The 24,650-nt window shown below is 59.5% G+C and carries 22 protein-coding genes; 4 read left to right on the top strand and 18 right to left on the bottom strand.

Annotation, left to right across the window (positions count from 1 at the left end; translation table 11 throughout):
- Nucleotides 1–69: 69 nt before the first annotated feature.
- From nirK to VOI22_RS05125, 8 genes are all read right to left on the bottom strand, one after another.
- Nucleotides 70–1,218 (bottom strand): copper-containing nitrite reductase, encoded by a 1,149-nt coding sequence (gene nirK / locus VOI22_RS05160; RefSeq protein ID WP_323795491.1) that lies wholly within the window; start codon nt 1,216–1,218, stop codon nt 70–72.
- Nucleotides 1,219–1,441: 223 nt separating this feature from the next.
- Nucleotides 1,442–1,801, bottom strand: coding sequence for a cupin domain-containing protein (locus VOI22_RS05155; protein ID WP_323795490.1), 360 nt, complete (start codon nt 1,799–1,801; stop codon nt 1,442–1,444).
- Nucleotides 1,802–1,830: 29 nt separating this feature from the next.
- The gene (locus VOI22_RS05150) at nt 1,831–3,612 is read right to left on the bottom strand and encodes a thiamine pyrophosphate-binding protein (RefSeq protein WP_323795489.1); all 1,782 of its coding nucleotides are present in this window, start codon (nt 3,610–3,612) and stop codon (nt 1,831–1,833) included.
- 49 nt (nt 3,613–3,661) lie between these two features.
- Nucleotides 3,662–4,369, bottom strand: coding sequence for an SDR family oxidoreductase (locus tag VOI22_RS05145; RefSeq protein ID WP_323795488.1), 708 nt, complete (start codon nt 4,367–4,369; stop codon nt 3,662–3,664).
- Between the two features lie 64 nt (nt 4,370–4,433).
- Nucleotides 4,434–6,971 (bottom strand): branched-chain amino acid ABC transporter ATP-binding protein/permease, encoded by a 2,538-nt coding sequence (locus VOI22_RS05140; RefSeq protein WP_323795487.1) that lies wholly within the window; start codon nt 6,969–6,971, stop codon nt 4,434–4,436.
- The gene (locus VOI22_RS05135; RefSeq protein ID WP_323795486.1) at nt 6,968–7,843 is read right to left on the bottom strand and encodes a branched-chain amino acid ABC transporter permease; all 876 of its coding nucleotides are present in this window, start codon (nt 7,841–7,843) and stop codon (nt 6,968–6,970) included. The genes VOI22_RS05140 and VOI22_RS05135 overlap by 4 nt, the downstream gene beginning before the upstream one ends.
- Nucleotides 7,844–7,930: 87 nt before the next feature.
- Nucleotides 7,931–9,202 (bottom strand): ABC transporter substrate-binding protein, encoded by a 1,272-nt coding sequence (locus VOI22_RS05130; protein ID WP_323795485.1) that lies wholly within the window; start codon nt 9,200–9,202, stop codon nt 7,931–7,933.
- Nucleotides 9,203–9,436: 234 nt separating this feature from the next.
- A complete protein-coding gene (locus VOI22_RS05125; protein ID WP_323795484.1) occupies nt 9,437–10,222 on the bottom strand; it encodes an IclR family transcriptional regulator in 786 nt (261 codons plus the stop codon).
- Nucleotides 10,223–10,542: 320 nt separating this feature from the next.
- On the opposite strand from VOI22_RS05125, the gene VOI22_RS05120 reads away from it, so the two are divergent.
- Nucleotides 10,543–12,261, top strand: coding sequence for an FAD-dependent oxidoreductase (locus VOI22_RS05120; RefSeq protein ID WP_323795483.1), 1,719 nt, complete (start codon nt 10,543–10,545; stop codon nt 12,259–12,261).
- A gap of 17 nt (nt 12,262–12,278) precedes the next feature.
- On the opposite strand, the gene VOI22_RS05115 is transcribed toward VOI22_RS05120, so the two are convergent.
- Nucleotides 12,279–12,530, bottom strand: a complete 252-nt coding sequence (locus VOI22_RS05115; protein ID WP_028465072.1) for a hypothetical protein — start codon at nt 12,528–12,530, stop codon at nt 12,279–12,281.
- A 43-nt stretch (nt 12,531–12,573) separates the two neighbouring features.
- On the opposite strand from VOI22_RS05115, the gene VOI22_RS05110 reads away from it, so the two are divergent.
- Nucleotides 12,574–13,218 carry a hypothetical protein gene (locus tag VOI22_RS05110; protein WP_323795482.1) on the top strand — a complete coding sequence of 215 codons (645 nt, stop codon included), beginning with the start codon at nt 12,574–12,576 and terminating at the stop codon, nt 13,216–13,218.
- Between the two features lie 67 nt (nt 13,219–13,285).
- Here VOI22_RS05110 and VOI22_RS05105 read toward each other — a convergent pair whose 3' ends face one another.
- From VOI22_RS05105 to VOI22_RS05065, 9 genes are all read right to left on the bottom strand, one after another.
- The gene (locus VOI22_RS05105) at nt 13,286–13,933 is read right to left on the bottom strand and encodes a glutathione S-transferase family protein (RefSeq protein ID WP_323795481.1); all 648 of its coding nucleotides are present in this window, start codon (nt 13,931–13,933) and stop codon (nt 13,286–13,288) included.
- A 49-nt stretch (nt 13,934–13,982) separates the two neighbouring features.
- Entirely contained in the window at nt 13,983–14,759 is a 777-nt protein-coding gene (locus tag VOI22_RS05100; protein ID WP_323795480.1) for an MBL fold metallo-hydrolase, read from the bottom strand.
- An 8-nt stretch (nt 14,760–14,767) separates the two neighbouring features.
- On the bottom strand, nt 14,768–15,586 hold the full coding sequence (locus tag VOI22_RS05095) for a TatD family hydrolase (RefSeq protein ID WP_323795479.1): 819 nt from the start codon (nt 15,584–15,586) through the stop codon (nt 14,768–14,770).
- The gene (metG, locus tag VOI22_RS05090) at nt 15,587–17,119 is read right to left on the bottom strand and encodes a methionine--tRNA ligase (protein ID WP_323795478.1); all 1,533 of its coding nucleotides are present in this window, start codon (nt 17,117–17,119) and stop codon (nt 15,587–15,589) included.
- Between the two features lie 100 nt (nt 17,120–17,219).
- Entirely contained in the window at nt 17,220–18,338 is a 1,119-nt protein-coding gene (locus VOI22_RS05085) for a DNA polymerase III subunit delta' (RefSeq protein ID WP_323795477.1), read from the bottom strand.
- Entirely contained in the window at nt 18,335–19,003 is a 669-nt protein-coding gene (tmk, locus tag VOI22_RS05080; protein WP_323795476.1) for a dTMP kinase, read from the bottom strand. Before tmk ends, VOI22_RS05085 begins: the two co-directional genes overlap by 4 nt.
- Complete coding sequence (locus tag VOI22_RS05075; protein WP_323795475.1) at nt 18,996–20,171, bottom strand: D-alanyl-D-alanine carboxypeptidase family protein; 1,176 nt, start codon at nt 20,169–20,171, stop codon at nt 18,996–18,998. Before VOI22_RS05075 ends, tmk begins: the two co-directional genes overlap by 8 nt.
- Nucleotides 20,172–20,322: 151 nt before the next feature.
- Entirely contained in the window at nt 20,323–21,303 is a 981-nt protein-coding gene (locus VOI22_RS05070; protein WP_323795474.1) for a septal ring lytic transglycosylase RlpA family protein, read from the bottom strand.
- 94 nt (nt 21,304–21,397) lie between these two features.
- Nucleotides 21,398–22,375 (bottom strand): lytic murein transglycosylase, encoded by a 978-nt coding sequence (locus VOI22_RS05065; RefSeq protein WP_323795473.1) that lies wholly within the window; start codon nt 22,373–22,375, stop codon nt 21,398–21,400.
- A gap of 295 nt (nt 22,376–22,670) precedes the next feature.
- On the opposite strand from VOI22_RS05065, the gene VOI22_RS05060 reads away from it, so the two are divergent.
- Both VOI22_RS05060 and kdgD read left to right on the top strand, forming a co-directional pair.
- Complete coding sequence (locus tag VOI22_RS05060; RefSeq protein WP_323795472.1) at nt 22,671–23,504, top strand: NAD(P)-dependent oxidoreductase; 834 nt, start codon at nt 22,671–22,673, stop codon at nt 23,502–23,504.
- Between the two features lie 45 nt (nt 23,505–23,549).
- Entirely contained in the window at nt 23,550–24,476 is a 927-nt protein-coding gene (gene kdgD, locus VOI22_RS05055) for a 5-dehydro-4-deoxyglucarate dehydratase (protein ID WP_323795471.1), read from the top strand.
- Nucleotides 24,477–24,650 lie beyond the last annotated feature (174 nt).

Here is a 24,650-nt window from a genome sequence, read left to right as displayed (position 1 = left end):
CCCTCGACAAGATAAAAAGGGGCAGCCGTTTCCGGCCGCCCCTCGTTTGAGACTGACGATTGGTTGCACTCAGGGCAGCGCTGTTTTGCCTTCATGAGCGGCGTTGTATTCCGTCGGAGCGACAACCTGTTCCATCAGATCGTTGCTCCACTTGCCTTCGACAAGCACGTGGGCGGTTGCACCAAGGTTCACAGCCTCGATCAGGTTGTGGTTCACATAGGCATAGACGCCCGGCTGCAGAAATTCGTAGAGCGCAGCACCCGCCGAACCACCCCGGATGAACCAGGTTTCGAGATCCCGGTCGGGAGTATTGTTGAACTTGCCGTGCTCCCAAACCAGATCGCCATGTCCGCCGATAAGGTGTGGACGGCTGTCGCGGTTGGCCTGACTATGGACGAACAGCACCCGTTCGCCCTGCTTCGCCGTCAAAGCGTTATCGCCTGTGAGGGCTCCAACCTTGCCATTGAACACGACGTGGCTCGGGATCAGGCCGTTCATCACTTCAAGTGTGTCTGAATAACTGTCACCAACATCCGCAAAGCGCTTGTATTCGCCGCTCTCATCCTTCGGGACGTAGAAGTCGTTCTCGCCAATATAGTAGACGCGGTCGTAGCTGACCGGCTTGCCATTGTGATCCGACAAACCCTTGCGCGGCAGCACCATGACGGCGCCCGACATACCGGAGACGACGTGCCACGGGATCATCGGGCCGCCCGGCGCGCAGTGATAAACGAAGGTACCCGGCCGCGTCGCTTTCCAGCGCAGCACTGTCTTTTCACCTGGATTGACCAACGTCAGCGACCCGCCACCCAGCGCACCGGTTGCCGAGTGGAAGTCGATGTTATGTTGCATCGTATTGTTCGGGCTATTGTACATCGTGAGTTCGACGTAATCACCCTCATGAACCACCATCATCGGGCCGGGAACTGACCCGTTGAATGTCATCGCCTGCAGATAGGCATCGTCGGCGATCTGCATTTCTTTTTCGACGATCTGCATTTCGAACTCGACGATACGCGGTTCGGCAGGCGCAATCTGATCGTGCGCATGGACGAATGGCGGCTTAACCAGCTTGTGCTTGATGCGCTTGAGGGACGACAGGTCGGCCGGGGGGGCCATCGATGTGTCCATGATCTCTTCGCCCTGTGCGGCTTTGATAGCCAAAGGGGTCGCTGCAAGTCCAGCGGCACCGATTAATGCGGCTCTACGCGTCAACATCGCTTTTTCCTTTCGAGCTTAAAATCTGTTCAAGGATGATTTAGCGATGCATGCCCAGCGCTACGTTGTGCCAGCACAATGTCGGGCTATTATTTCTGTCGGAGAATGTGAGGGTCACTGAACCCGAGATAGCTTTGCACCAATCAATACAATCGGTTGGCGCAAAGCTTTGATGTTAAGAAGATTCCGTTATGAGAATCTCACTGGCTCTTTTCCCGGAGCGTTACTCGTCCGTCATCGGCGTGGTGATGACGAGGAAAACGAGATCAGTCAGCCCCGAATTCTGGATGCCGTGCTCGATCCCCGGCGGGATGAAGATCACGTCATGGCGCCGGACGACCTGCTTCTTGCCGGCAATCTCCATCAGGCCCTCGCCTTCGAGTACGTGATAGACCTGCTCCTGCACCTTGTGGGTATGCCGTTCAACATAGGCCATTGGCTGGTAGCAGGAAATCCGGTGGTCGAGCTGTTTGGCGTCGGACGTGTCGGCCGCGACCAGCGGCTTGGACAGCGCGCCGCCGAAGTGGCCCGGGAATTCCTTCCACTCGACCTCGGCAATGTTGCGGATGAAAGCCTTGCTCATGAATCTGGTCTCCTTGGTGTGCCTGATGATTAAGGGTGATACGGCTCGCCGAATACCGGCTCCTTGTGCGGGATCGGCGGCAATGCCCAGGTTCCGGTTGCCGGCGGGCGGATTTCCGCGTCGACATGCACATCGATCAGATACGGTTTGTTGGAAGCGACCGCATGTTCCAGCGCGCCCTTGAAATCTTCCGATTTCGAAACCGTAACCCCCTCAACGCCCGCGGCCCGTGCCCAGGCGGCGAAGTCCGGGTTGTAGGGCCGGTTGTTGTTGCCGGTCTCGTAGAACCCTGTAGCGATTTCCCGACCGTCGAACAGGCCGTACTGGATGTCGCGGATGGCGCTCCAGCAGAAGTTGTTCCAGACCACCCAGACCACCGGGATGTTGTACTCGGCGGCAGTGCAGAGCACGTGCGGCACCATGGTAAAACCGCCATCGCCGCAAATCGAGATGCAAGGCCGGTCCGGCGCAGCGAGTTTGGCGCCAAGAATCCCGCTCGGCCCGAAGCCCATTCCGGAGAAGCCCCAGGTATTCAGCATGGATTGCGGCCGCCGCGCTTTCCAGAACTGCATGTACCAATTGTGGTGCACGCCGGAATCGAGGGAGATGATCGCATCGTCCGGCAACACGGCCGCGCAATCCGCCACCACGCGCTCAGGGCGCATCGGGCTGGCATGCACGTCGAAATTCGGCCGGGTGAAGTCGTCCCATGCCTTGGCCCAACCGGCGATATCCGCCAGCCACGGCGCCATGCGCCCGTCTTCGGATGCGCCGCGCCGGTCCAACTCTGCCAGGAGCTGGGTCAGAAAGGTCTTGGCGTCAGCCAGAACGCCGAGATCCGGCGGATAGTTGCGGCCGATTTCGTCGTGGTCGACATCGGCATGGATTAGCTTCGTATCCGGGAAATTCCAGGAATAACCCGGTGTCCAGGAAGACGAGGACCGGTCGTCGAAACGGGCGCCGACGGCAATCACGAGATCCGCATGCCGCCCCGCCTGGTTTGCCTGATAGGCCCCGTTCCGGCCAATAAAGCCGAGCGAGAGCGGATCTTCCATATCGAGGCAGCCCATGCCGTTGGGCGAGCTGATGACAGGAATGGAGAACCTGCGCGCCAACGCAGTCAACTCAGCGCTTGCTTCCGAAAGCGTCACACCGTGGCCGATGAACAGCACCGGCTTCTCAGCAGCGAGAAGCATATCGACTGCCGCCGCGACATCTTCCGGTGCCGCTCCGTTGCGGCGGGCAAGATGACCACCCGACGGTGCCTCGGTGGTAACGTCCGCTTCTTCCTGGAAGACGTTGAACGGCACGTCCAGATTGACCGGTCCCGGCCGCCCGCTGAGCATTGTCGTCGTCGCCTGACGCAAGGCCAGCGGCAGCATGTCGACCCGGGTCGGCTGGAAGCTGCGTTTCACTACCGGCCGCATGACATTGGCGAAATCGGCCTGATTGTGCCGGTTCAGTTCCTGGAACGGGCTGCGGTTGAACTGCGAGGTCGGCACGTTCGCCGTGATCGCCAGGAAAGCGGAGCTGTCCGTCTGTGCCACCGCCGTCGCCATGATCAGGTTGGCCGAGCCCGGACCGCAGGAGGTCAGGGTCGCAACCGGCTCATGCTTGACCCGGAAATAAGCATCCGCCATATGCGCCGCCGTCTGCTCGTGCCGCGGCGAGATCAGCTTGATCTCGTCCTGCACGTTGTACAGCGCATCCAGCATGCCTACGGTCCCGTGGCCACAGATACCGAAAATATACGGAATCTTCTCGTTGATCAGATGTTCCGCGATGATCTCCGCGCCTTTACGCAGCGCCATGGCGCTCTCCCGTTCCAGGTTGTCTCAAGTCTTGTTTAGACAGGCGTGGTTAGACCATGCCGCCGTTGGTCTGCACGATCTGGCCGTCGATCCAGGAAGATTTGCCGGAGGCAAGGAAGGCCACGACATTCCCGACTTCTTCAGGCTCTCCAACGCGGTTCAGCGGGCTCATGCCTGCGGAACGCTGGATCGCCGCCTCGTCCTTGCCGGAACGGAACAGGTCGGTATCGACCGGTCCCGGCGCAACGGCGTTTACCCGGACGCCCCGACCGGCGAGTTCCTTCGACATGGACCGGACGAGACATTCCACCGCCGCCTTGGTGGCACTGTACGGGCCGAGTCCCGGTGCGGCGAAACGCACGAGCGAGGTGGTCAGCGCGATGATGCTGCCGCCATCGGCGACCGACTTGGCGGCTTCCTGAAGGACGTTGAAGGCGCCGACGATATTCACCTCGACGAGGCGGCGGAAGTTCTCCGGGTCGAAATTAGCCATCGGTGCCGGTGGCACGTTGATGCCGGCATTGGCGACAATACAGGTCGGTGCCCCGCCGAAATCCTTGGATGCATCCGCGATCACCTTGGCGACATCAGTCGGATTGGTGATATCCGCCTTGTAGACCCGGGTCGATCCGGCGGTTTCCGGGGCGGTACTTGTATAGGTCAGCGCGACGTCGAACCCGTCCGCGGCGAGTGCATCGACGCAGGCTTTGCCGATGCCGCGCGAGCCGCCGAATACGATTGCGATTTTCTTGGTCATGATAGTCCTCGTTGCTACTTGGAAAGGAATGAACACGGATGGCTTCGGTTAGATATCCGGAGGGTTAGAGCCATAGGATCTCCTTCCGGTATTCAAGATCGTCAAGCAGGGCCTTGGCCGGGCCGGTATGGATGACGGCGCCGCGGTCGAGCACAAACACACGGTCGGCCAGGGCAAGCACCAGATCAAGATTATGTTCAACGATCACAACCGGAAGGCTGAGGCGAAGCCGGTCGAACACGGCGAAGAGATCCTGGATGATAGCCGGTGCCAGCCCTTCGAAGGGCTCGTCCAGCAGCAGCAGACGCACATCGCCTGACAACGCCCGGGCGACCGCCAGCATCTGTTGCTCGCCGCCCGAGAGATAGTCGGCGGGCGTGTCCAGGCGTTCTTTCAGAACCGGGAAGAAATCAAAGATCTGCTCTTCGGTCCAGACCACGCTGCGATCAGCCGTTGCGGCTCTGGCCAGTCGGCCGAGCTCCAGGTTTTCAGCGACGGTCATCCCGGCAAAGAGCCCGCGCCCCTGCGGGACATAGCCAATACCGAGCCGGGCCGCCTGATATGCCGGCATTCCGACCAGTTCCTGGTCGCCAAACGCAACACTGCCCGAAGCGGCTGGAACCAGTCCCGCAAGTGTCTTCAGCATTGTCGACTTGCCGGCACCGTTACGCCCGAGCAAGGCAACAATCTCGCCCTCGTTAACGTCCAGCCCGACATCGTTCAGGATATGGCTTTTGCCGTAGAAGGTATTCACCTTATCGATTGTCAGTACCCGCGCCGCCTCGTCTGCAGCGTCTATTTTCCGGCCTGTCACGACCGGGGTTCCGGAGCCGGTATAGACTTCCTGGACGCGGCTATCCGTTCGCACGGCCTCCGGGCCGCCGGACATCAGTACCTCGCCCTGGTTCATTACGGTGACATGCTTCGAGAAGGCGAGCACCCGGTCGATGTCATGTTCGACGATCAGAACCGGGACCTCCTTGGAGACGTTTTCGATCAGGTTCGACACCCTCTCCCGCTCAGCCGCCGCGAGACCGGCCAGCGGCTCGTCGAGCAGAAGCATTCCGGGCTTCGAGGCCAGCGCGATGCCGAGATCGACCAGCCGCTGACCGCCATAGGAGAGATCGCCCCCCTTGGTTTCCTGGATGCCGTCGAGCCCGAGATAGCGGATCAGCTCATCCGTCTCGGCATTGATTTCCGGATTGCTGTCGACATCCTGCCAGGGATTGAACCGGCTTTCATGCCGCGCCTGCAGGGAAAGCCGCAGGTTTTCCCTGATCGACAGGTCCTGGAACAGGTTGGTGATCTGAAACGACCGGGCCAGCCCCCGCCGGCATATAGCGTCCGGCGAGAGGGACTGAATTTCCTCTCCCCGCAGCCGGATGGTGCCCTTGTTCGGCGCGAACATGCCGGACACCAGGTTGAAGAGGGTCGTCTTGCCGGCGCCGTTCGGTCCGATCAGTGCGTGTATCTCGCCGGCCGAGACTTCCAGTCCAGCATGTTCTACTGCCCGGATACCGCCGAAATGCTTCGAGACCCCTTCAACCTGCAAAACGATGCCGTCGGCACGCTCGGGGCGGAGGAACGCTGGAAGAACGAGGTTGTCGTAGAGCTTCCTTTTGCTCATGGCCGCGGCTTCCGACGGCGCCTTGTGCCAGTGACGGCGCATACGCTCCCAGATCCCGACAAGGCCGTTCGGCGAATAGATCACGAAACTGATGAAGACGATGCCGAACCAGAACAGCCAGTGCACGGTCCAGATCGACAGCATTTCGCGGAACAGAACGTAAAAGGCAACGCCGATGGCCGGGCCGAGGATATGACGCATCCCGCCGATCACCACCATCGCCAGCAATTCGCCGGAGAAGATGATCGAGGTGGATTCCGCCGACACAATGTAATGCTGAAAACCGGTCAGCGCTCCCGCGAGCGCGGTCACCGAGGCCGAGAGAACAAAGGCGGCCAGCTTGTAGCGGTCCACAGGATACCCCTGGAACGTGGCGCGCTGCTCGTTTTCCCTGATCGCCACCAGGACGTGGCCGAATGGAGAACGGGCTACCCGGTGCAATCCATAAAGAACCAGGAAACCGATCACGGCGACAACGGCATAGTAGGTGAACTGGTCGTCCAGATCGAGCGGGCCGAGGGTGCCGCGCTGCAAGTGGCCGAGGCCGTCCTCGCCGCCTGTCACCTCGGTCCAGCGGAAGGAGACCGTGTATGTCAACGCGGCGAGCGCCAGCGTCATCAGGGCGAAGTAGACACCCTTCCGGCGCAACATCAGGACTCCGACGATTGCAGCCCCAACAGCCACGAAGAGCATGGCGAACAGGATCGGGATCAGGATCTGGTCCGGGAACCAGTGCCGCTGGCTGAGCGCCGCAGCATAGGCGCCGATACCAAACCAGGCGCCATGCCCGAAGGACACAAGCCCGGTGTAGCCGACAAGGACATTTAGCCCCATGGCCGCGATCGTCAGGGTGACGAGAAACGCCGCCGTACTGGTTGTTTGCCCCAGCAGAGACATAACGGCAGGTAGCAGAAGCAGTGCCAGCGCGCCGATCCAGAGCGGCGCGTGCTTCGATTTCAGGAGCGCCGAGGTCATTCGAATTTCTCCATGCGCTCGCCGAGGAGGCCGCGCGGACGGAACATCAGGATCAGGAACATCAGGACGTACATCGATGCCTCACCGGCGGCGGGCACGAAATGGATGGTTATGCCACGGACGACACCGACCAGCAGCGCTGCGGCGACAACGCCCCAGAAACTGCCGAGCCCGCCGATCACGACAACAACAAAGGCGACGGTGATGATCTCAGCCCCCATTGCCGGATGGACGACAGCGATGGGCGCGAACAGCGCGCCGCCCAGCGCGGCCATGCCGACGCCGAGGACCACGACGGTGGTCATGTACGGTTGCAGCCGGATACCCAGCGCCGCCACCATGTCCGGGTCCTGGATCCCGGCCCGCACCACCCGGCCGAAGGACGTTTTCTGAAGCAGGTACCAGATACCGACAAGCACGACGGCAACCACGGCCAGCAAAATCAGGCGGTATTTGGAGAACAGGAAGTTCCCGACGATCACCGGCCCCTTGAGCAGTTCCGGCATTGAAGCGGGTTGCGGCGCCGCTCCCCAGATGATGCGGATTGTCTCCTCTCCCACCATCGCAAGACCGAAGGTCACCAGCAGCCCAAGGATCGGATCAGCCGTGTAGAACCGTTTCAGGATGAAACGCTCAAACAGAATGCCGAGCAATCCGACGACGACCGGCGAAATCGCCACAGCGGGCACGAAGCCGACATATTTGGCGATCTCGACCGAGACATAGGCGCCGAGCGCATAGAAGGCGCCATGGGCCAGATTAACCACCCCGCCGACGCTGAAGATCAGCGACAGACCGAGTGCGATCAGCAGATAATAGCCGCCAAGGACGAGGCCATTAACAAGCTGTTCCAGAAGGAAGACGAGCTGCATTCCTGTTCAGTTCTCTTAACTACGGGATCGGGCATACGAAAAAGAGGCGTGGCCCCGGGGACGTTCGGGGACCACGCCAGGCAGGTATCAGAGCGTGCAGGGATTCTGATCACTCGTCGGATAGATAGTCTCCAGCGGCTGGTCTGCCCCCGGGACAGCGGCGCCGAGCGTCATCAGATCCCACTGGTCCTTGGCCGATCCGGCATCCTTTACCGAGAACGGATAGGCCTCCTGGACCAGCTGATGATCCCAGGACCGGAAATAGGCTTCCCTGCCCTTCATGATGTCGAACTTGGCGCCCTTTTCGAAATGCTGGATCAGCACTTCGGAGTCCGTCGACTTTGTTTCCTCCATCGCCTGGGCCACCAGTTTCAGGGCCACATACTCGATCCAGGCGTGGTTTTCCGGCGGCTTGCCGTAGCGCTTCGTGAAGGCCTCGACGAATGCCTGCGATGCCGGTGTCTGCAGCGTGTGGTACCAGACCGTCGGCCAGGTCCCGCTGAGGTTTCCAGGTCCGGCGGCCCAGGCGTCTGCGGTGTTCAGGTTGAAGCCGACAGTCGGGAACGGCAGGCCGTATTCCGCATACTGTTTCACGAAGTTTGTTACCTGGTTGCCAGCGAGATTGAGGCAGACCACGTCCGGCTGCGATTGCCGGATTTTCAGCAGATAGGGGCTGAAATCGGTGACATCGGTCGCCACCAGATCATCGCCGCTCAGGGTCGCATCATTCGCCGCAAAGAAGCTTTTCGCCGCCCTCAGAAGATCGTGCCCGAACACGTAGTCGGCGGTCAGGGTATGGAACTTCTTGCCCTTCACCATGTCGTCACGCAGCAGCGCGTTGCCGACTGCATTGACCATCACGGTATTCGGGATATCGGTGCAGAACATATAGCGGTTGCAGTTCTTGCCGCGCAGGGTGTCGGACCGCGGCCCGAGCGCCATGAACATCTTCTTGTTGCGGGCAGCAACCTGAGAGATCGCCAGCGCGGACGCTGAGCTGATCTCTCCCATCAGGAAGGCCTTCTCGTCACGCTCAAGCATGCGCTGGGCCTTCGTCGCCGCAGTGTTCGGATTAATCGAGTCCTCGGACTTCACGTCCAGCTTGCGGCCCAATACGCCGCCTGCGGCGTTGATTTCCTCGGCGGCCATCTGGATACCGAGCACGGCCCATTCGCCAAGTGCGCCCAGGAACCCGGTCATCGGCGTCAGGTGGCCGATCATGATGTCATCTGATGCTGCCCGGACAATTGACGGGCTGCCGATTGCCGCGCTGGCGACCAGCCCGCCACCAACCTTCAAAGCAGTTCTGCGGCTTACAGGCGCCTGAATATGGGCGCGCGTTGTCACGCGTTCTTCCATGGTTACCTCCCTCAAGGCTTTATTGTTTATTATTGTCATATATGAATTTTATAATCTCGCATCATTGTCAACTCGGACTTTGAAAATTTCAGCACGCGGTAAGCGTTGAGGGAGCAGCAGACCGCACACCGGGGTTGGTTCTCCGATCGGGATAAGAAAGAAAATTCAATAGAATCAGGGATCGGCAGAGCGATAGCCCGCCAACGCGCTAAAAATCGAAGCTGTTTAAAAGATCTACTGGAGGGCCGGCGCGCCGAGTGCTTTGCTTACCCGGTCGGCAGCGGCTCGCAAGATTGCCTGCTTGTCCTGTAACTCAGAGATAGAAAGTCGCCAGACCGGGCCGGAAATACCAATGGCGCCGATCAGATTGTTGCGAAAATCAACAACGGGAACTGCCGCGCAGCGCACTTCAGCAAAGAGTTCCGCATCGTCATAGGCAATGCCGCTCTCACGGATTTTACTAAGCTCTGCAACGAGTCTCTGACTGTCCGTTATGGTTGCGGGCGTATGAGGTTCCAGCACGACATCTTCGAAATAGCTCTCCAGCCGATCCGATCCGAGGTGGGCCAAAAGAACCTTTCCCACGGCGGTCGCATAGGCCGGACGCATCGTCCCCGGTCCCTCGCTTAGTCTGAGCGGACTTGAACTTTCCTTGCGCGCCATAATGGCCACATTGGTTCCCGACCAGACCGCGAAATGTGAGGTTTCCCCGGTATCCCGGGCCAGATCGTGGAGAATCGGGCTGACGATATTGTAGAGCTCGATATCGTTCAGGGCAGCGGCGGCGAGCAGGAACATAGGTCGGCCGATATGGTATTTCTTGCTCTTGTCGTCCTGTCGGACATAGCCGAGCTGAACCATCGTCTTGACCAGATGGAAGGCGGTGCTGTTATTCAACTCGACCGCCTTGCTCAGCTCGGAAAGCTGAATGCCTCCAGGTGACTGGCCAATACACTCGAGTATGGAAAATGCCCGCGCCAGCGACTGAATGCTGGGTTTTTCGGCTTTACGTGTTTCCACCAAATCTGCGTCCATCGTCCAAATTCACTATCGCGGCAGGAAGATCCCACGCCCTTCCGGCGCATTCCCATGTTACCGAGTCTGCCCCAAAAACACCTAAAATTCAATCGACAAGCGGCTGCAGATGAGAATGGGAACTCTGCCGGAACCGCATCAGCGGGACCTTCCTCGCAGAGAAGATCGACCCTTCTCAGGCCGTGCGAAAAGCAGATATATGGGCTGGTTATATCTTTATATCGCAGTAGTATTTAACATTGTTAAATAATCTAGCCGGATTGTGGACATCTCGCTGTAACCGGCCACGGTGGGGGAGAGCCGAAGTGCGTTTTGGGAAAGCGGACCTGTCGCAGCACTATGACGTCATTGTGTTGGGTGCCGGTGCTGGAGGTATGACTGCAGCGGCGGTCGCCGCACATGAAGGGCTGAACGTCCTGGTTCTGGAAAAAACAAACCGGCTGGGCGGCACAACGGCACTCTCCGGCGGCATGGTCTGGGCGCCGAACAGCGCATCAGAGACGACCGTAGGCACTGAGGATAACGTGGCAGAGGCACGCACATATCTGGACGCCGTGATCGGCTCCCGGCCCGGCGCTAAGCTGCGGCAGACCTTTCTCGAGCGCGCGCCCGAGGCGATTGCCTATCTCGGCCGAAATACTGCGGTCAAACTCACGCCCCTTGCCTTCTACCCGGACTATTATCCGGACCTGCCCGGCGCCACGCTCAAGGGCCGGGTGCTGGAGCCACGGCCTTTCGATGGCCGTACACTTGGCGAAGCCTTCCGGCTGTTGCGGGACCCCCTGCCGGAATTCACGCTTTTTGGCGGCATGATGGTCTCCCGTACGGACATTCCGCATTTCCGGCGCATGTTTCGCTCTCCCCGTTCGGCCCTCCGCGTTGCAATGCTGCTGATTAAATACGGCCTGCATCGTCTTAACCTGCATCGCGGCGCCACGCTCGTGCTGGGGAATGCACTCGCGGGACGGCTGGTAAAGAGCCTGAGGGACCTTTCCGTTGCCGTCGCTCTGGAAACCGATGTCACGCGCCTGCTCATGGAAAACGGTGGTGTTGGCGGTGTGGAAATAGCGGGCGCGGACGGCCCCGTAACTGTGAGGGCCAGGAGGGGCGTCATTCTCGCAACCGGCGGCTTCTCGCATAATCAGGAGATGCGCCAGACCTACCTTCCGGAAAGAGCCGGCCCTCTTTCCGCCGTGGCGCCCGGCGCCACAGGTGACGGCCTGGCTCTGGGCCGGACTGCCGGCGGCTCATTGCCGGCCGGAAATGAGAGCAATGCTTTCTGGGTTCCTGTCTCGACCTTCCGCCGGAATAATGGTGCCGAGGCTGTCTACCCGCACACGGTGACCGACCGTGGAAAGCCCGGCATGCTCGCCGTGGCCTCTGATGGCCGCCGCTTCACCAATGAAGCCAATTCTTATCATGAGTTCGTCACGGCGATGCTGCGCACCGACACGGGACTGAGCGCAGTGCCGTGCCACCTGATTTGCGATTCAACCTCGCTCTGGCGGTACGGCCTAGGCGCCGTCAAACCAATGACTGCCCGGCGCGCGCCTTACCTGAAAAGTGGATATCTCATCGAGGCACCAGACCTGAACGGCCTTGCGGCAAAAATCGGCGTTGATCCCACAGCGCTTGCGAAAACCGTTGCCCGCTACAACTCGGATGCAGAGACAGGAAGCGACACCCTCTTCGGGCGAGGCGCGAACGCCTATCACAAATATGTCGGCGACGCGGAAACCAGCCCCAATCCCTGCATGCGACCCCTTACCGACCTTCCCTATTACGCGGTCAAACTGCAACCGGGCGATCTCGGGACGGCAGGCGGGCTCGGCACGGATGGAAACGCCCGGGTGCTCGCAGAGAACGGCGCGCCAATCCCAGGCCTCTATGCCTGCGGAAACGACATGAACTCGATCATGTCCGGCTGTTATCCCGGTCCAGGTATCACTCTCGGGCCCGCTCTCGTGTTTGGGTATCTTGCGGCGATGCATCTTGCGGGGAAGAACACACCCGATGCTGGCTGACGCGCCAGGGCTTGCGTTTAGTCTTTCAGGGCTATTTTCGCTGCAGGCGCCCGACCTGATGAATCGACGAGGGTCTTGAAGGTCGTCCGTGTGTCCGATTTCTCGAAGCTTTTGGAGAAGCGGATCATCCCGTCCGATGTCCGCAGCAGAACGTGGTGCTGTCGGCACAGCGCAGCGAGATCACCAAGAAAATCCGCTGCTTCTTCTTTGGTAAGAAGAAGCTTCTGGTGATCTTTCTGTAACTCGCCGATCAAATTCGGGTCTATCATCGCGTTCCGGTCCCTCGGTCGCAGTCATTATCTGGATCTCTATGTGGGCAGAATAGCACTTGAGGATGCTCTGAAGAAACCTGGTCGGGTAATCACCTGGCATGCGGGCGAGCACAACCGGTCGCACAAGAGCTCACAGCGCGAAGATTACATCACGGTCGTCCCCAAGGAACTCGCGGGCATGCTGCATGCCATAGGCTCGACGACCACGCTTTATGAGTTTCTGGAAGTTTTCATCGAGGACCTTCTCTATGAACGTTTTGCCTCGCTGGATTCCGATGGGCCGGATTGCGAGCGGCCGGATTGCGCCGGAATGTCTGATGCGGGCGCCGAGCCTGTTCTTGAGCTACGCGGGTATTTCGATCGCTGGATGGAGTTCTATGTCCGTGAGGTGATCCCGCCTCTGCCCGATCCATCGGGGCCCGCAGGTGCGGCCGGGTTCGTTGAGGCAATGAAGCGCCAGCAACCACGCTGGCTTATCCTCGCAAACCAGAATGCGCGTGACGAAGCGCGCTGCATGGAAGGGTTTGAAACCTTGCTCGATGTCGCCGAAACGGTATCGAAGCGCTTCGATCTGCGTCTCGATCTCGAATTGGCGCGAAACGGTTTCAGGAGCATGTTGCGCAGGCGCGCTGAATCAGAGGGAAAACCGGCCGACTGGAGTTTGCTCGATCTCGGGAGGATATGATTCAGATAATGAGCAACGACAAATAACCATCTGTAAATAATGACGAAATAGCTGCCCTTTAGACAACTTAAAAACTGGTCCGGCCTTTCAGGTCCTGAAACGGGATCATCACATGCTCCCGGTAAGCAGGCCGTTCCTTCAGGCGTTCATACCAGGCCTCAACCCGAGGCACCGCAGGCCATTCCAGATCCATGCCGAAAAGCCGGTAGAGATTTGTACCCGCCGGAATATCCGCCAGCCCAAATTGCGAGCCACCCAGAAAGTCACGGCCGTCCAATGCTTCTTCCAGACGCATCAAGCATTGGCTCGTAAGCTTTTGTTTTTCCCGGATAGACGGCCAGTCACGTTGCGCTTCCGGGGTGCGAAAATATCCCCAGAATATCCCGGTCAGAAATGCGGGCTGAAGGCTGGTCTGCGACCAGTCCATCCATCTGTCCGCTTCTGATCGTGTCGCCGGATCATCCGACCAGAGCGCTGAGTCCCCAAAGACGGCGGCGAGATAGCGCAGAATGGCATGGGATTCCCAGACGATTGTTCCGTTATGGTCGATCACTGGAACCTTGCCGTGCGGGTTCATGGTGCGAAACGCCGGATCATCCAGCCCTCCCGCCGCGCCACCGGCTTCTGTATGGGTATGCTCCAGCCCTAACTCGGCGGCCAACCACATGACTTTCTGCACGTTGAAGGCACTGCGCCGTCCCCAGACTTTCAGCATTGATCGCTCCCGATAACTCTCAGAAATGACGCCATAAGGCGTGGTATTTTCAAATCTCGATTACCAACCCGTCATACCCGGGCTCAACGCCGGGTGGGCATTTCGCAAGGGTCTCTTCGTAGTCGAGAGAGGCGGCCATGTGGGTGAAATACGCCCTGCCCGGCTTCACCCGCTCGATCCAGCCGAGCGTCGTCTCGAGATTGGCATGGCTGCGGGCGTGATCGATGCGCAGGCAGTCAACGATCCAGACCGGGATGTTCCGCAGCCTCTCCAGCTCAGCATCGGTGAATATGGCTACATCGGTTGAATAGGCGAAGACATCGTTCACGATCAGACCAAGAGACGTGCCGCTCGGGCCGTGATCCTGTTCGGATAGTTCAATTGAGAGCGGACCTATCTCCAGCGTATCACCCGCTGCAATGTCGCGGGCACTCAGCGGCGAGCGGAAGTGCGGCGGGCTGTCCGGCGTCTTCTCGAACATGTACTCGAACCGCTTGAAGAGATCTTTCCGGGTCGCGGCATCCATGTAGGCCGGGATCTGCTTGCCCGTTCCCCAGCAGAGCGGCCGGACATCGTCAATGCCATGCACATGGTCCGCGTGGCTGTGTGTGTAGATGATCGCGTCCAGATCGGTGACTTGAGCGTCGATAAGCTGATCATGCAGATCCGGTGTGGTGTCCACCAGCACTGTAGTTCCGCCCTCTTCCAAAAGGATCGATGGCCGGCGGCGGCGGTTCTTCGGGTTTTCCGGATCGCACGCCCCCCATCCATCACCGACAACCGGAACGCCGGAGGACGGACCGCATCCAAGCATGGTGATTTTCATGGACAGCGTCAGGCCGCGTCGTTGAGATCAATGCCCGCCGGGACGGAGACCTCGGAGAACAGACGGAAGAAGTTCCGCGTCGTTAGGCTGGCCATTTCCTCAACCGAGACGCCACGCAGTTCGGCCAGTGCCTGATGGGTATGCGCGACATAGGCCGGCTCGTTCCGCTTGCCGCGCTTCGGCACCGGCGCGAGGTAGGGAGAGTCGGTTTCGACCAGCAACCGGTCCAGCGGCACGTCCCGCACGGTGCTGCGGATGTCTTCCGCGTTTTTGAAGGTAATGATACCGCTCAGCGAGACGTAGAAGCCGATATCCAGCGCCCGTTCGGCCAACCGGCGGCCGCTGCTGAAGCAATGCAACACGCCCGTATAGGGCTTGCGTGCATATTCCGCTTCCAGCAGGTCAGCCGTGTCGTCATCCGCGTCGCGGGCATGGACGATCAGCGGCAGGCCGGTTTCCTGGGCCGCGCGGATATGCGTCGTGAAACTGCGGTGCTGTGCGTCGCGCGGGGCACTGTCGTAGAAATAATCGAGCCCGGATTCGCCGATGCCGACCACTTTCGGGTGCGCCGCAAGTTCGACCAGTTCCTCGACAGACACTTCCGGCTCCTCGCCCGCCTGGTGCGGATGAATGCCGACCGAGCAGAAAACATCGTCATACTGTTCCGCGATCGCGCGGATCTTCGGAAAAGTCGTGATCCGGGTACTGATCGTCACCATGCGGCAAACACCAGCCTCGCGGGCACGGGCAATGACTTCGTCCCGCTCGTCCTCGAAGGTCTCGAAATCGAGATGGCAGTGGGAGTCGACGATAGCCGGCGCGTTCACTCAGGCCTCCGCTGTTTCCGGTTCGACATAGCGCGGGAATACCGGGCTTGGCTTCGGCAGCTCAGTTCCCGGCACGAGCCGGTTTGCGAGAGCAGAGAATTTCCGCTCCTCCTCGCCAAGCGAGAGCTGATCCAGCATTGTCGAGGCGCTGTCGGGCACGATCGGCTGCATCAGCACGCCGAGCACGCGGATGGTATCGGCGAGCACATAGAGCACGGTCGCCATCCGGTCCGGATCGGTCTTTTTGAGTCCCCAGGGGGCCATTTCGTCGACATAACGGTTGGCATCGCCGACAACTTGCCAGACCTGATCGAGTGCCTTGTTGAAGGCCTGTGCGTCATAGGCCTGGCGGAGCGTACCGAGCAGGCCCGCAGCAGCATCCATCAGAACCTTGTCGGCGTCTGTGAAGTCACCGTGCGCCGGCACCGTGCCGCCGCAATTCTTGGCAATCATCGACAACACGCGCTGTGACAGGTTGCCGAAATCGTTCGCCAACTCGCTGTTCATCCGGTTGATCATGGCGGTGTGGGAGAAATCGCCATCATTGCCGAACGGCACTTCCCGCAGCAGGAAGTAGCGCACCTGGTCGAGTCCGTATTTCTCGATCAGCTCCAGCGGGTCGATCACGTTGCCGACGGATTTGGATATCTTCTGGCCCTCATTGGTCCACCAGCCGTGTGCGAAAACACGTTTCGGCAGCGGCAGGTCGGCGGCCATCAGGAAGGCCGGCCAATAGACCGCGTGGAAGCGCAGGATATCCTTGCCAACCATGTGCAGGTCCGCTGGCCAGAAGGCCTTGTACTCTGCACTGTCGGTATCCGGATATCCCGCGGCCGTGATGTAGTTCGTCAGCGCATCCAGCCAGACATACATGATGTGCGCATCGTCGCCCGGAACCTGCACACCCCATTTGAAGCTGGTGCGCGAGACCGAAAGATCGCGCAGACCGGACTTCACGAAACTCATGACTTCGTTGCGCCGCGAGGACGGAGCGATGAAATCCGGGTGCTCCTCGTAGTATTTCAGCAGGGGCTCCTGCCATTTGGAAAGGTCGAAGAAATAGCTCGGCTCTTCCACCCACTCGACGGGCGCACCTGTTGGTGCCTTGCCGTCGACGACCTCGGTCTCGGTAAAGAACGCCTCATCACGAACCGAATACCAGCCTTCATAAGCGCCGAGATAGATGTGTCCCTTCTCCAGCAACTTGTTCCAGATCGTCTGGCACGCCTTCTTGTGGCGCTCTTCCGTTGTCCGGATGAAGTCGTCATTCGAAAAGTTCATCGCGCCCGCAAGGTCGCGGAAGTTCTGCGACACCTTGTCGGTGAAAGCTTGCGGGTCAATCCCGGCATTCTCAGCCGCGGTCTCGACCTTCTGTCCATGCTCGTCGGTGCCGGTGAGGAACTTGACCTCATAACCGTCCAGGCGCTTGAACCGGGCCAGTGCGTCGCAGGCAAGCGTCGTATAGGCGTGGCCAATATGGGGCTTGTCGTTGACGTAATAGATCGGCGTCGTCAGGTAATAATGCGCACTCATGGAAGTATCCGATCGGCGGACGCTGTCCCGTCAGGCGGACAGTCGGTGAAATTTGGTGTCATGAGGTACCGCTCGCACCCGTCAGTTTCAAGACGAAACGTCAGGAAGCGGCGTGATCCGGGGCCAGAGAATAGAATACATCCATCAGCAACTGCCGCTTTTCAAGGTTGAGGCCAATGCCTTTGCCCAGCAGAGACGCTATCCGTGTACGGCGTTCCGCTATACCGGCGGGGCCGAGGGTTTCTGTCAGCCTCAGGGCGGCGGCGCCCATGCCTTTCACACGATCGACCGGAGCATGGCCTGCAGCCGCATCACGCGCAACGCGGCCGAGCCACCAGTCCAGCAGGTTCATACCCGTTAAGAAAGGATCGCTTTCCTCCGCCTTGACCGGCTTGGTCCATCTGTCAGCCAGTTCCAACAGTCCGAGATCCTGAAGCTGCGGATAGGAACCAAGTGCACCGAAAATATCCTCCAGCGCGGAAATACCGCCTTCTGCTGCAAGTCCGAGAGCGCGGCCGATGCTGCCTTCGGAAAGAGCCACCAGTGTAGCGGCGGTTTCCGGCGGGAGTTCCGGCTGGTGGATAGCCAGCAACTCGGCGATCTGGCTGTCGGAGAGCGGGCCGAGACGAACTGTCCGGCAACGGGATCTGATCGTCGGCAGCAACCGCCCCGGCGTGTGGCTGACAAGCAAAATGAGGGCCTGCCGCGGCGGCTCTTCCAGCAGTTTCAGAACCGCATTTGCCGCGTTCCTATTCATCTCGTCCGCGCAGTCGAGAATGACAACGCGCCAGCCGCCAAGCGATGGGGTCAGACGCAGAAAGCTGCCGATCTTGCGCACATCGTCGACTACGATCTCGCCGCGCATCTTCTTGCGTTTCTCGTCGTAGCCGCGTTCGACGACCAGCATGTCCGGATGACTTCCGGCAGCGATCTGCGCGAAAACTGGATCGTCACTCAACACATTGAGACTTGCTGCCGGCGGCGGTAACGCATCACCGAAGAGGCCCGGCCCCTCATCTTCTCCTCCGCCGCCAGACAGCACATAGCGGGCAAACCGGTAGGCCAGGGTTGCTTTACCGATCCCGGCCGGCCCAGTGATCATCCAGGCATGCGGAATTCGTCCAGAGGAAATAGCGTCATACATCGCCGTTTCCGCGGCTGCATGACCGATAAGAGTATCGTTTTCTCTCGGCAGGGAAAGGCGGTGTTCTTCGCTCATAGAGGAGCGCCGAGCCGTTCGCGGACGAGCCTGGCGATAGCTTCGCTCACGCGGTCTGTATCGACATCCGCATCGACCAGGCCCACGCGCTCCGGCTCTGCTGCAGCAATATCCCGAAACCCGTCCCGCATCCGCTGATGAAATGCGATTTCCATGCGCTCGAACCGATCCTCCGCGCCGCGCCGGTGTGCCTCATCCGTGATCCGGGTGCGGGCGAGACCGATTTTGGGATCGAGATCGAGGATGATTGTCAGGTCCGGGCTGAGGGCGCCGAGCACGATCTTGTGCAGATCCGCGATTTTCCCGCGGTCCAGCCCGTGGCCATAGCCCTGATAGGCCATCGTGGAATCGGAGAACCGGTCACAGAGCACCCAGGTGCCTTTTTCAAGCGCGGGTTCGATCAGACGCCGGACGTGGTCCCTCCGGGCGGCGTAGAGCAACAGAAGCTCCGTCATGGCGTCCCAACGCTGGGGATCGCCGGTGACAAGCAGTTCCCGGATCTGTTCCGCCCCGGCAGAGCCTCCGGGCTCGCGTGTCAGGCAGACATCCTGCCCGGCTTTCTCCAGCGCCGCTGCCAGCACGCGGATCTGGGTGCTTTTGCCAGCCCCTTCTCCGCCTTCGAATGTGATGAAGCGCCCTCTTTCGGGGGCAGCGCGATCAACCACCACTGCCCCAGACAAGGTATTCGACTGCGGCGCCTACTTTACCGAATACGCCGAGCTGCTCGACATCGTCACCGGCATAGAGCGGTATAGTCACGTCATCCATATCCGGGGCCGAGACTTTCAGCGTAGCCAGTTGAGTGCCGGCGGCGATCGGAGCCGGGATAGGCCCTTCATAGACCACGCTGACTTTCATCTTCTGGCGTGCGGTCCGCTTGAGCGTGAGAAGCACATCGCTATCGGTCACAAGAGGAACGGTTTTGGAGTTCCCCAGCCAGACATCTGCGTCCGCGACGACAGCGCCCTTTTCAAAGAGGTTGTAGTTCTCAAACTCGCGGAAGCCCCAATCGATCAAGGCCTCGCCTTCGCGGGAGCGCGCGGACACGCTTTCAAGTCCGTTAACGACCAGGATCAGACGTCTGCCGTTCCGGACAGCCGACGCGGTGAGGCCGTATCCGGCGGCTTCCGTATGCCCTGTCTTCAGCCCGTCTGCGCCCATGTTCTTATAGAGCAGCGGATTCCGGTTGCCTTGTTTGATCTTGTTGTAGGTGAATTTCGTTTCCGAATAGATCGGATAGTACTCCGGGAAACGGCGGATGGTTTCGATGGCAAGACGCGAAAGATCATGGGCCGTCGTCCGGTGCTCCGGATCCGGCCAGCCAGTCGCGTTACGGAAGGTGCTGTTGGTTAAACCGATCTCAAGCGCCCGCTTGGTCATCTCAGCGGCGAATGCCTCTTCGGTTCCGCCAAGTGCTTCAGCCAGAGCGATGGCAGCGTCATTGCCGCTTTGCACGATAATGCCATGCAGAATGTCATGCACGGCAACCCTGGTATTCACCTTCACGAACATCTTAGAGCCGCCCTTGCGCCAGGCCTTCTCGCTGATAGCAATGGTGTCGTCCATGGAAAGCCTGCCGTCCTTCAGGCGCTCGAACGCCATGAAAACCGTCATGATCTTCGTCATGGAGGCGGGCGGCATCGGCTTGTCCGCATCCTTTTGAAAAAGGACCGTGCCGGTGTCGTAGTCGATCAGGATGGCTTCACGTGCACTGGTATCGAGCGCTGATGCCTGCGGCGCCCAAAGTAGGCAGGCCACAAGGAACCCGGCCCCGCCAAGTACAAGGCGCATATGTCCGACTGCCACGTTAAGTTTGCCGGCTATTATCGTCATGAGATCCCCACCCGTCCGAATGACGAGACATTTTGGTCCAACAGGTTTTCGGCTTCAACAGCCCCAAGCAGTTTTGTACATAATGCACAAATTTGATTGAAATGAGACATAAGCCCGCCCCGCAAAATTTTTAGCGGCCAGTTAACCCGCACTATTCGACGATCACGCGCGCGCCGGGATATCCCCTGCCAATGATGGCCTCAAGTATCCGATCCGCATCCTCTACATTTTCCAGAGGGCCAAGGCGCACGCGGTAGAAGTATTTGCCCTCTATCTGGCGCGGATCGATCCGCACCGGGCCAACATCGGCCAGAATTTGCGTCAGCTTGTCCGCATTGTTCGCATTCGTGAAAGCACCGGCCTGAACGAATATCTCGGTCTGTTCCGGCTGGGATTGAATGACGGTCTGGCTGCGTGACTGGCGGGCGAGATCAACGGCACTTCCCTGATCCGCGGGGCTTGGCGTTGTGGAGACGACCGGCGGCGGGGGCGGTGTCAGAACAATAGTGCCCGGTATCTCCGATACGTTCCCTTTGGATACTCCCACACTTGGGGCCGCAGTCGGTGTCGGAACCGGGGCCGTATTCAAGCTGGCGAGCTGTACCGGCTTGCCTGACTGATAAGCTTCCGCGATCTGGCGGCTCTCTTCAGGCAAGATTTCGACACGGACCTTCGCTGTGCCCTGACGCTGAAATCCGAGAAGCTGCGCGGAACGGCGGGAAAGATCGATGATCCGGCCATGCGCGAAGGGCCCCCGATCATTGATCCGGACAACCAGCGCACGGCCATTCTCCAGATTGGTCACCCGTACAACGCTCGGCATCGGCAAGGTGCGGTGCGCGGCTGTGACAGCGTTCTGGTCGAACACCTCACCATTGGCGGTGTCTTTGTTGTGGAAGTTCGGTCCGTACCAGGAGGCGATACCGGTTTCGACATATCCGTAATCGACCTGGGGATAGTACCAGACGTTATTGATCGCGTAGGGAGACCCGACCTTGTAGCGGCCAAGCGGTCTGCCATCCGACGTGGCGTTCTGGACCTGTTTGGCCGTGTGGACCACGAACTCCGTTTCCGCGCAGGCGGACAACAGCAGGGCAAGCGTCATGAACGAGATCGTGGCGAGAGATTTCATGTCTGTCCTTTTGTTCCGTTTGGCGCCCGACTTACAACGGATATACAAATTCAACCGCGATACTACCATATATCGTGGTCAATTTCGCGATGAACTATTCCTGGCCGATAGCTTCCGCGAGTGTGCCGACCGCCGTCGCAAAGTAGCTAGAGCGGTTCCATTTCAGGATGACCTCATAGTTCGAATAGGCGAGATATGCCGGCGCGAGTTCTCCGTCTCCCGGAACGATCAGCTGGCTGGTCAGGTTACGGCTCGGCAACGGAGTGCCATCACGCCGCGTTACGCCGAGCGCTTCCCATTCACGCATCGTCTTGGTGATTTTGGAATCAACGAGAGACTTGTCGAAAGTCGCAGGCAGGCTGACGGGCCGGCCCCAGGTCTCGCTGTCGTTCCACCCGGACTTGGACAGATAATTGGCGATAGAGCCAAAGACATCGGCTTTGGTACCCCAGATATCCTTGTGCCCGTCGCCATCATAGTCGATCGCAAAATTATGAAAACTGGAGGGCATGAACTGACTCTGCCCCATGGCCCCGGCCCAGGAACCTTTCATGTCACTGTGCGCGATATGGCCCTGCTCCAGGATCTTCAGTGCCAGCAGCAATTCCTTCCGGAAGAAGGCGCTGCGGCGCCCGTCATAAGCCAGGGTCGCCAGAGACGCGACGACGGGGAAGCCGCCCGTGATCCGGCCGAAATCGGTCTCAACACCCCAAAGGGCAATAATGAAGCGCGGCTGGACGCCAAATTTCTTGGAGACTTCAGCCAGCAGAGCCTTGTTCTGCTTGAGAAGTGCGCGCCCTTTCTTGATCCGGGAATCCGGCACGACACGGGTCAGATACTGCTCAAATGTCAGGGTGAATTCGGGTTGCTTTCGATCCAGCTCGATGATGCGCGGGATCGGCGCCACTCCGGCGAAGGCCTGATCCAGAATGGGGCGGCTGATCCCCTGCTTTTCCGCTTCCGCTTTCAACTCGGCGACCCAGGCCTCGAATGGCTGCGTCCCGGTGGCATAGGCTGAGGTGAATGTGACTGCCGAAAGCAGTCCTGCAAGTACCAGAATTTTTCTCAACATGTTCTGCGCCCAATGCCTAGCCTGTGTCGCCAAATGCAATACAGCATGTTGTGGCATAGGGGGCAGACGCTCGCAAGAAAGTGCAGGGCCGTTCTGCAAGCCATTGATCCAAGACGACAGTTTCAGAGACGTCCCGCATGCTCCAGACCGCGCGACTGCGAATCTGGTCGGCACAGGCAGAACTGTGAGCCCGGTATCAGGCTGACATGGCGTATCCGGTAAAATTTCATTCTAGACAAAATAATCACACTAGATATCCTGAATATGCGAATTAGTCATACCTATTGGATGATCAATGAAACGAGTTCTGCTTACTGGTGCCGGGGGAGGCATCGGTCGCCGCATGCGACAGGCGCTCGCCGGCGCCTACCCCATATTACGCGTATCCGACATGGTTGATCTGGGACCAGCGGGAGATGGCGAAGAGATCGCGATAGCCGACCTCACCCGGGCGGAGGATCTGGAGCGGATCGTCGATGGCGTCGACGGGATCATTCATCTGGGCGGATTGTCCGTCGAGAACGCGTGGGACGATATTCTCCGCACTAACATAGACGGCGCATACCGGCTCTTCGAAGCTGCCTATAACGCTGGCGTAAAACGTATTGTTTTCGCCAGCTCGAACCATGCGATCGGGTTTTATCCGCGTGGCCAGATACTGGACGGCTCGGAGCGCCCTCGCCCCGATTGCCGGTATGGGCTCAGCAAGGTCTTCGGCGAGGGCCTGTCGCAATATTTTGCAGACAATTATGGCCTTGGCATCCTCTCCATCCGGATCGGCTGGTGCTTCGAAAAGCCGGAAACCCAGAGGACTCTCGGGTCCTGGGTCAGCATAGGGGATCTGACGCAACTCTGCCGGATCGGGCTGGAGGTGCCGGATTTGCACCATGAGATCGTCTACGGCATTTCCGACAATTCGCGCACCTGGTGGGACAACAAAACGGCACGACGCCTGGGCTATCGGCCAAAAGACTCATCGGATGTCTGGGCTGCCGAAGTAGACAGCTCCGGCGTCCCGGAGCCGGGGGACGAAGTCGGCCTGGCGGTCCAGGGCGGTCCGTTCGCAAGCGAGGGATATCAGGGCGATCCGCGCCGCGTTGCCGTCCAAGGGGCGAAGTCCGGGTCCTGACCCGCTCAGCGGCCGCTCTTATCAACCCGTATCGGGAGAATTACCGTGTCTCTTTCACCGCAGGAGCTCAAGGCCCGCATGGCTACCGGCCTTCTGTCCTTTCCAGTCACGCATTTTGATGACGAACTGAAATTCGCGCCCAAACCCTATCAGGATCATGTTTCCTGGCTGGCCACTTACGATGCGGCGACGCTGTTTGCCGCTGGCGGAACCGGAGAGTATTTTTCCATCGGCCAGGACGAGTTTCCGGCCATCATCCGCGCTGCCGTTGAAGCAGCAGACGGACGCTCCCCGGTCGTTGCCGGATGTGGCGTGAATACGGTCCGAGCCATTGCCGACGCACGGGCCGCGGAAGCTGCGGGCGCTGACGGCCTGTTGTTGCTGCCTACTTATCTGATGGCAGGAACCCAGGCCGGGCAAATGGCGCATGTCAAAGCCGTCTGCCAATCGGTTTCAATCGGCGTGGTGGTCTACAACCGCGCGACCTCCGTGCTCACCGCCGACAGCGTCGCCCGTTTGGCGGAAGAGTGTCCTAACCTGATCGGCTTCAAGGACGGGGTCGGCGAACTCGACCTCGTCACCCGGATCCGCACCATGCTTGGGGACCGGCTGGTCTATGTCGGCGGGATGCCGACCCATGAGTTGTTCGCCTCAGCTTATGATGCCGCAGGGTTCAGTACCTATTCCTCGGCCGTGTTCAACTTTGTGCCGGAACTGGCCCTAGAGTTCTACGCGGCAATGCGGTCCGGAGACCGCGCTGCAATGGACGCCATCCTGAAATCATTCTTCTACCCATTCGCGAATATACGCGACCGGGTTCCAGGGTATCCGGTCAGTCTGATCAAGGGCGGATTACGCGCTGTCGGCCGGGATGCCGGACCGGTCCGCCCTCCTCTTTCCGCAGCGACTGACAAGGATGTCGAAGACCTTGTCGCGGTTATCGAATCCTGCGGCATGGCCGCCGCTGCTTAGAAGTAAGATTCATTCGTCGATAGATTGACCAATTGCAAAAAGGAGGCATACTTATCCAAGGATTATAGACGGCGCATCAAGCGCCGCATTCCGGCAACACGCACCGCACAAGAAAAAACAAACCAGCGGTGCATTGGTCCCGGGTACACAGCCGGGCCAAAAAGGGAGGAAATA

Origin of the sequence: Nisaea sp., assembly GCF_034670185.1 — a bacterium.
GTDB lineage: Bacteria > Pseudomonadota > Alphaproteobacteria > Thalassobaculales > Thalassobaculaceae > Nisaea.
This window is presented reverse-complemented; position numbering and strand designations above follow the sequence as displayed.

Bases quoted from the DNA above. Each gene is read 5' to 3' on its own strand.
- VOI22_RS05150 (WP_323795489.1), bottom strand. From the start codon at position 3,612: ATGGCGCTGCGTAAAGGCGCGGAGATCATCGCGGAACATCTGATCAAC.
- VOI22_RS05060 (WP_323795472.1), top strand. From the start codon at position 22,671: ATGAAACGAGTTCTGCTTACTGGTGCCGGGGGAGGCATCGGTCGCCGC.
- nirK (WP_323795491.1), bottom strand. From the start codon at position 1,218: ATGTTGACGCGTAGAGCCGCATTAATCGGTGCCGCTGGACTTGCAGCG.
- VOI22_RS05065 (WP_323795473.1), bottom strand. From the start codon at position 22,375: ATGTTGAGAAAAATTCTGGTACTTGCAGGACTGCTTTCGGCAGTCACA.
- VOI22_RS05130 (WP_323795485.1), bottom strand. From the start codon at position 9,202: ATGGAAGAACGCGTGACAACGCGCGCCCATATTCAGGCGCCTGTAAGC.
- VOI22_RS05155 (WP_323795490.1), bottom strand. From the start codon at position 1,801: ATGAGCAAGGCTTTCATCCGCAACATTGCCGAGGTCGAGTGGAAGGAA.
- VOI22_RS05085 (WP_323795477.1), bottom strand. From the start codon at position 18,338: ATGAGCGAAGAACACCGCCTTTCCCTGCCGAGAGAAAACGATACTCTT.
- VOI22_RS05105 (WP_323795481.1), bottom strand. From the start codon at position 13,933: ATGCTGAAAGTCTGGGGACGGCGCAGTGCCTTCAACGTGCAGAAAGTC.
- VOI22_RS05075 (WP_323795475.1), bottom strand. From the start codon at position 20,171: ATGACGATAATAGCCGGCAAACTTAACGTGGCAGTCGGACATATGCGC.
- VOI22_RS05145 (WP_323795488.1), bottom strand. From the start codon at position 4,369: ATGACCAAGAAAATCGCAATCGTATTCGGCGGCTCGCGCGGCATCGGC.
- VOI22_RS05100 (WP_323795480.1), bottom strand. From the start codon at position 14,759: ATGAAAATCACCATGCTTGGATGCGGTCCGTCCTCCGGCGTTCCGGTT.
- VOI22_RS05140 (WP_323795487.1), bottom strand. From the start codon at position 6,971: ATGACCTCGGCGCTCCTGAAATCGAAGCACGCGCCGCTCTGGATCGGC.
- VOI22_RS05070 (WP_323795474.1), bottom strand. From the start codon at position 21,303: ATGAAATCTCTCGCCACGATCTCGTTCATGACGCTTGCCCTGCTGTTG.
- metG (WP_323795478.1), bottom strand. From the start codon at position 17,119: ATGAGTGCGCATTATTACCTGACGACGCCGATCTATTACGTCAACGAC.
- VOI22_RS05115 (WP_028465072.1), bottom strand. From the start codon at position 12,530: ATGATAGACCCGAATTTGATCGGCGAGTTACAGAAAGATCACCAGAAG.
- VOI22_RS05135 (WP_323795486.1), bottom strand. From the start codon at position 7,843: ATGCAGCTCGTCTTCCTTCTGGAACAGCTTGTTAATGGCCTCGTCCTT.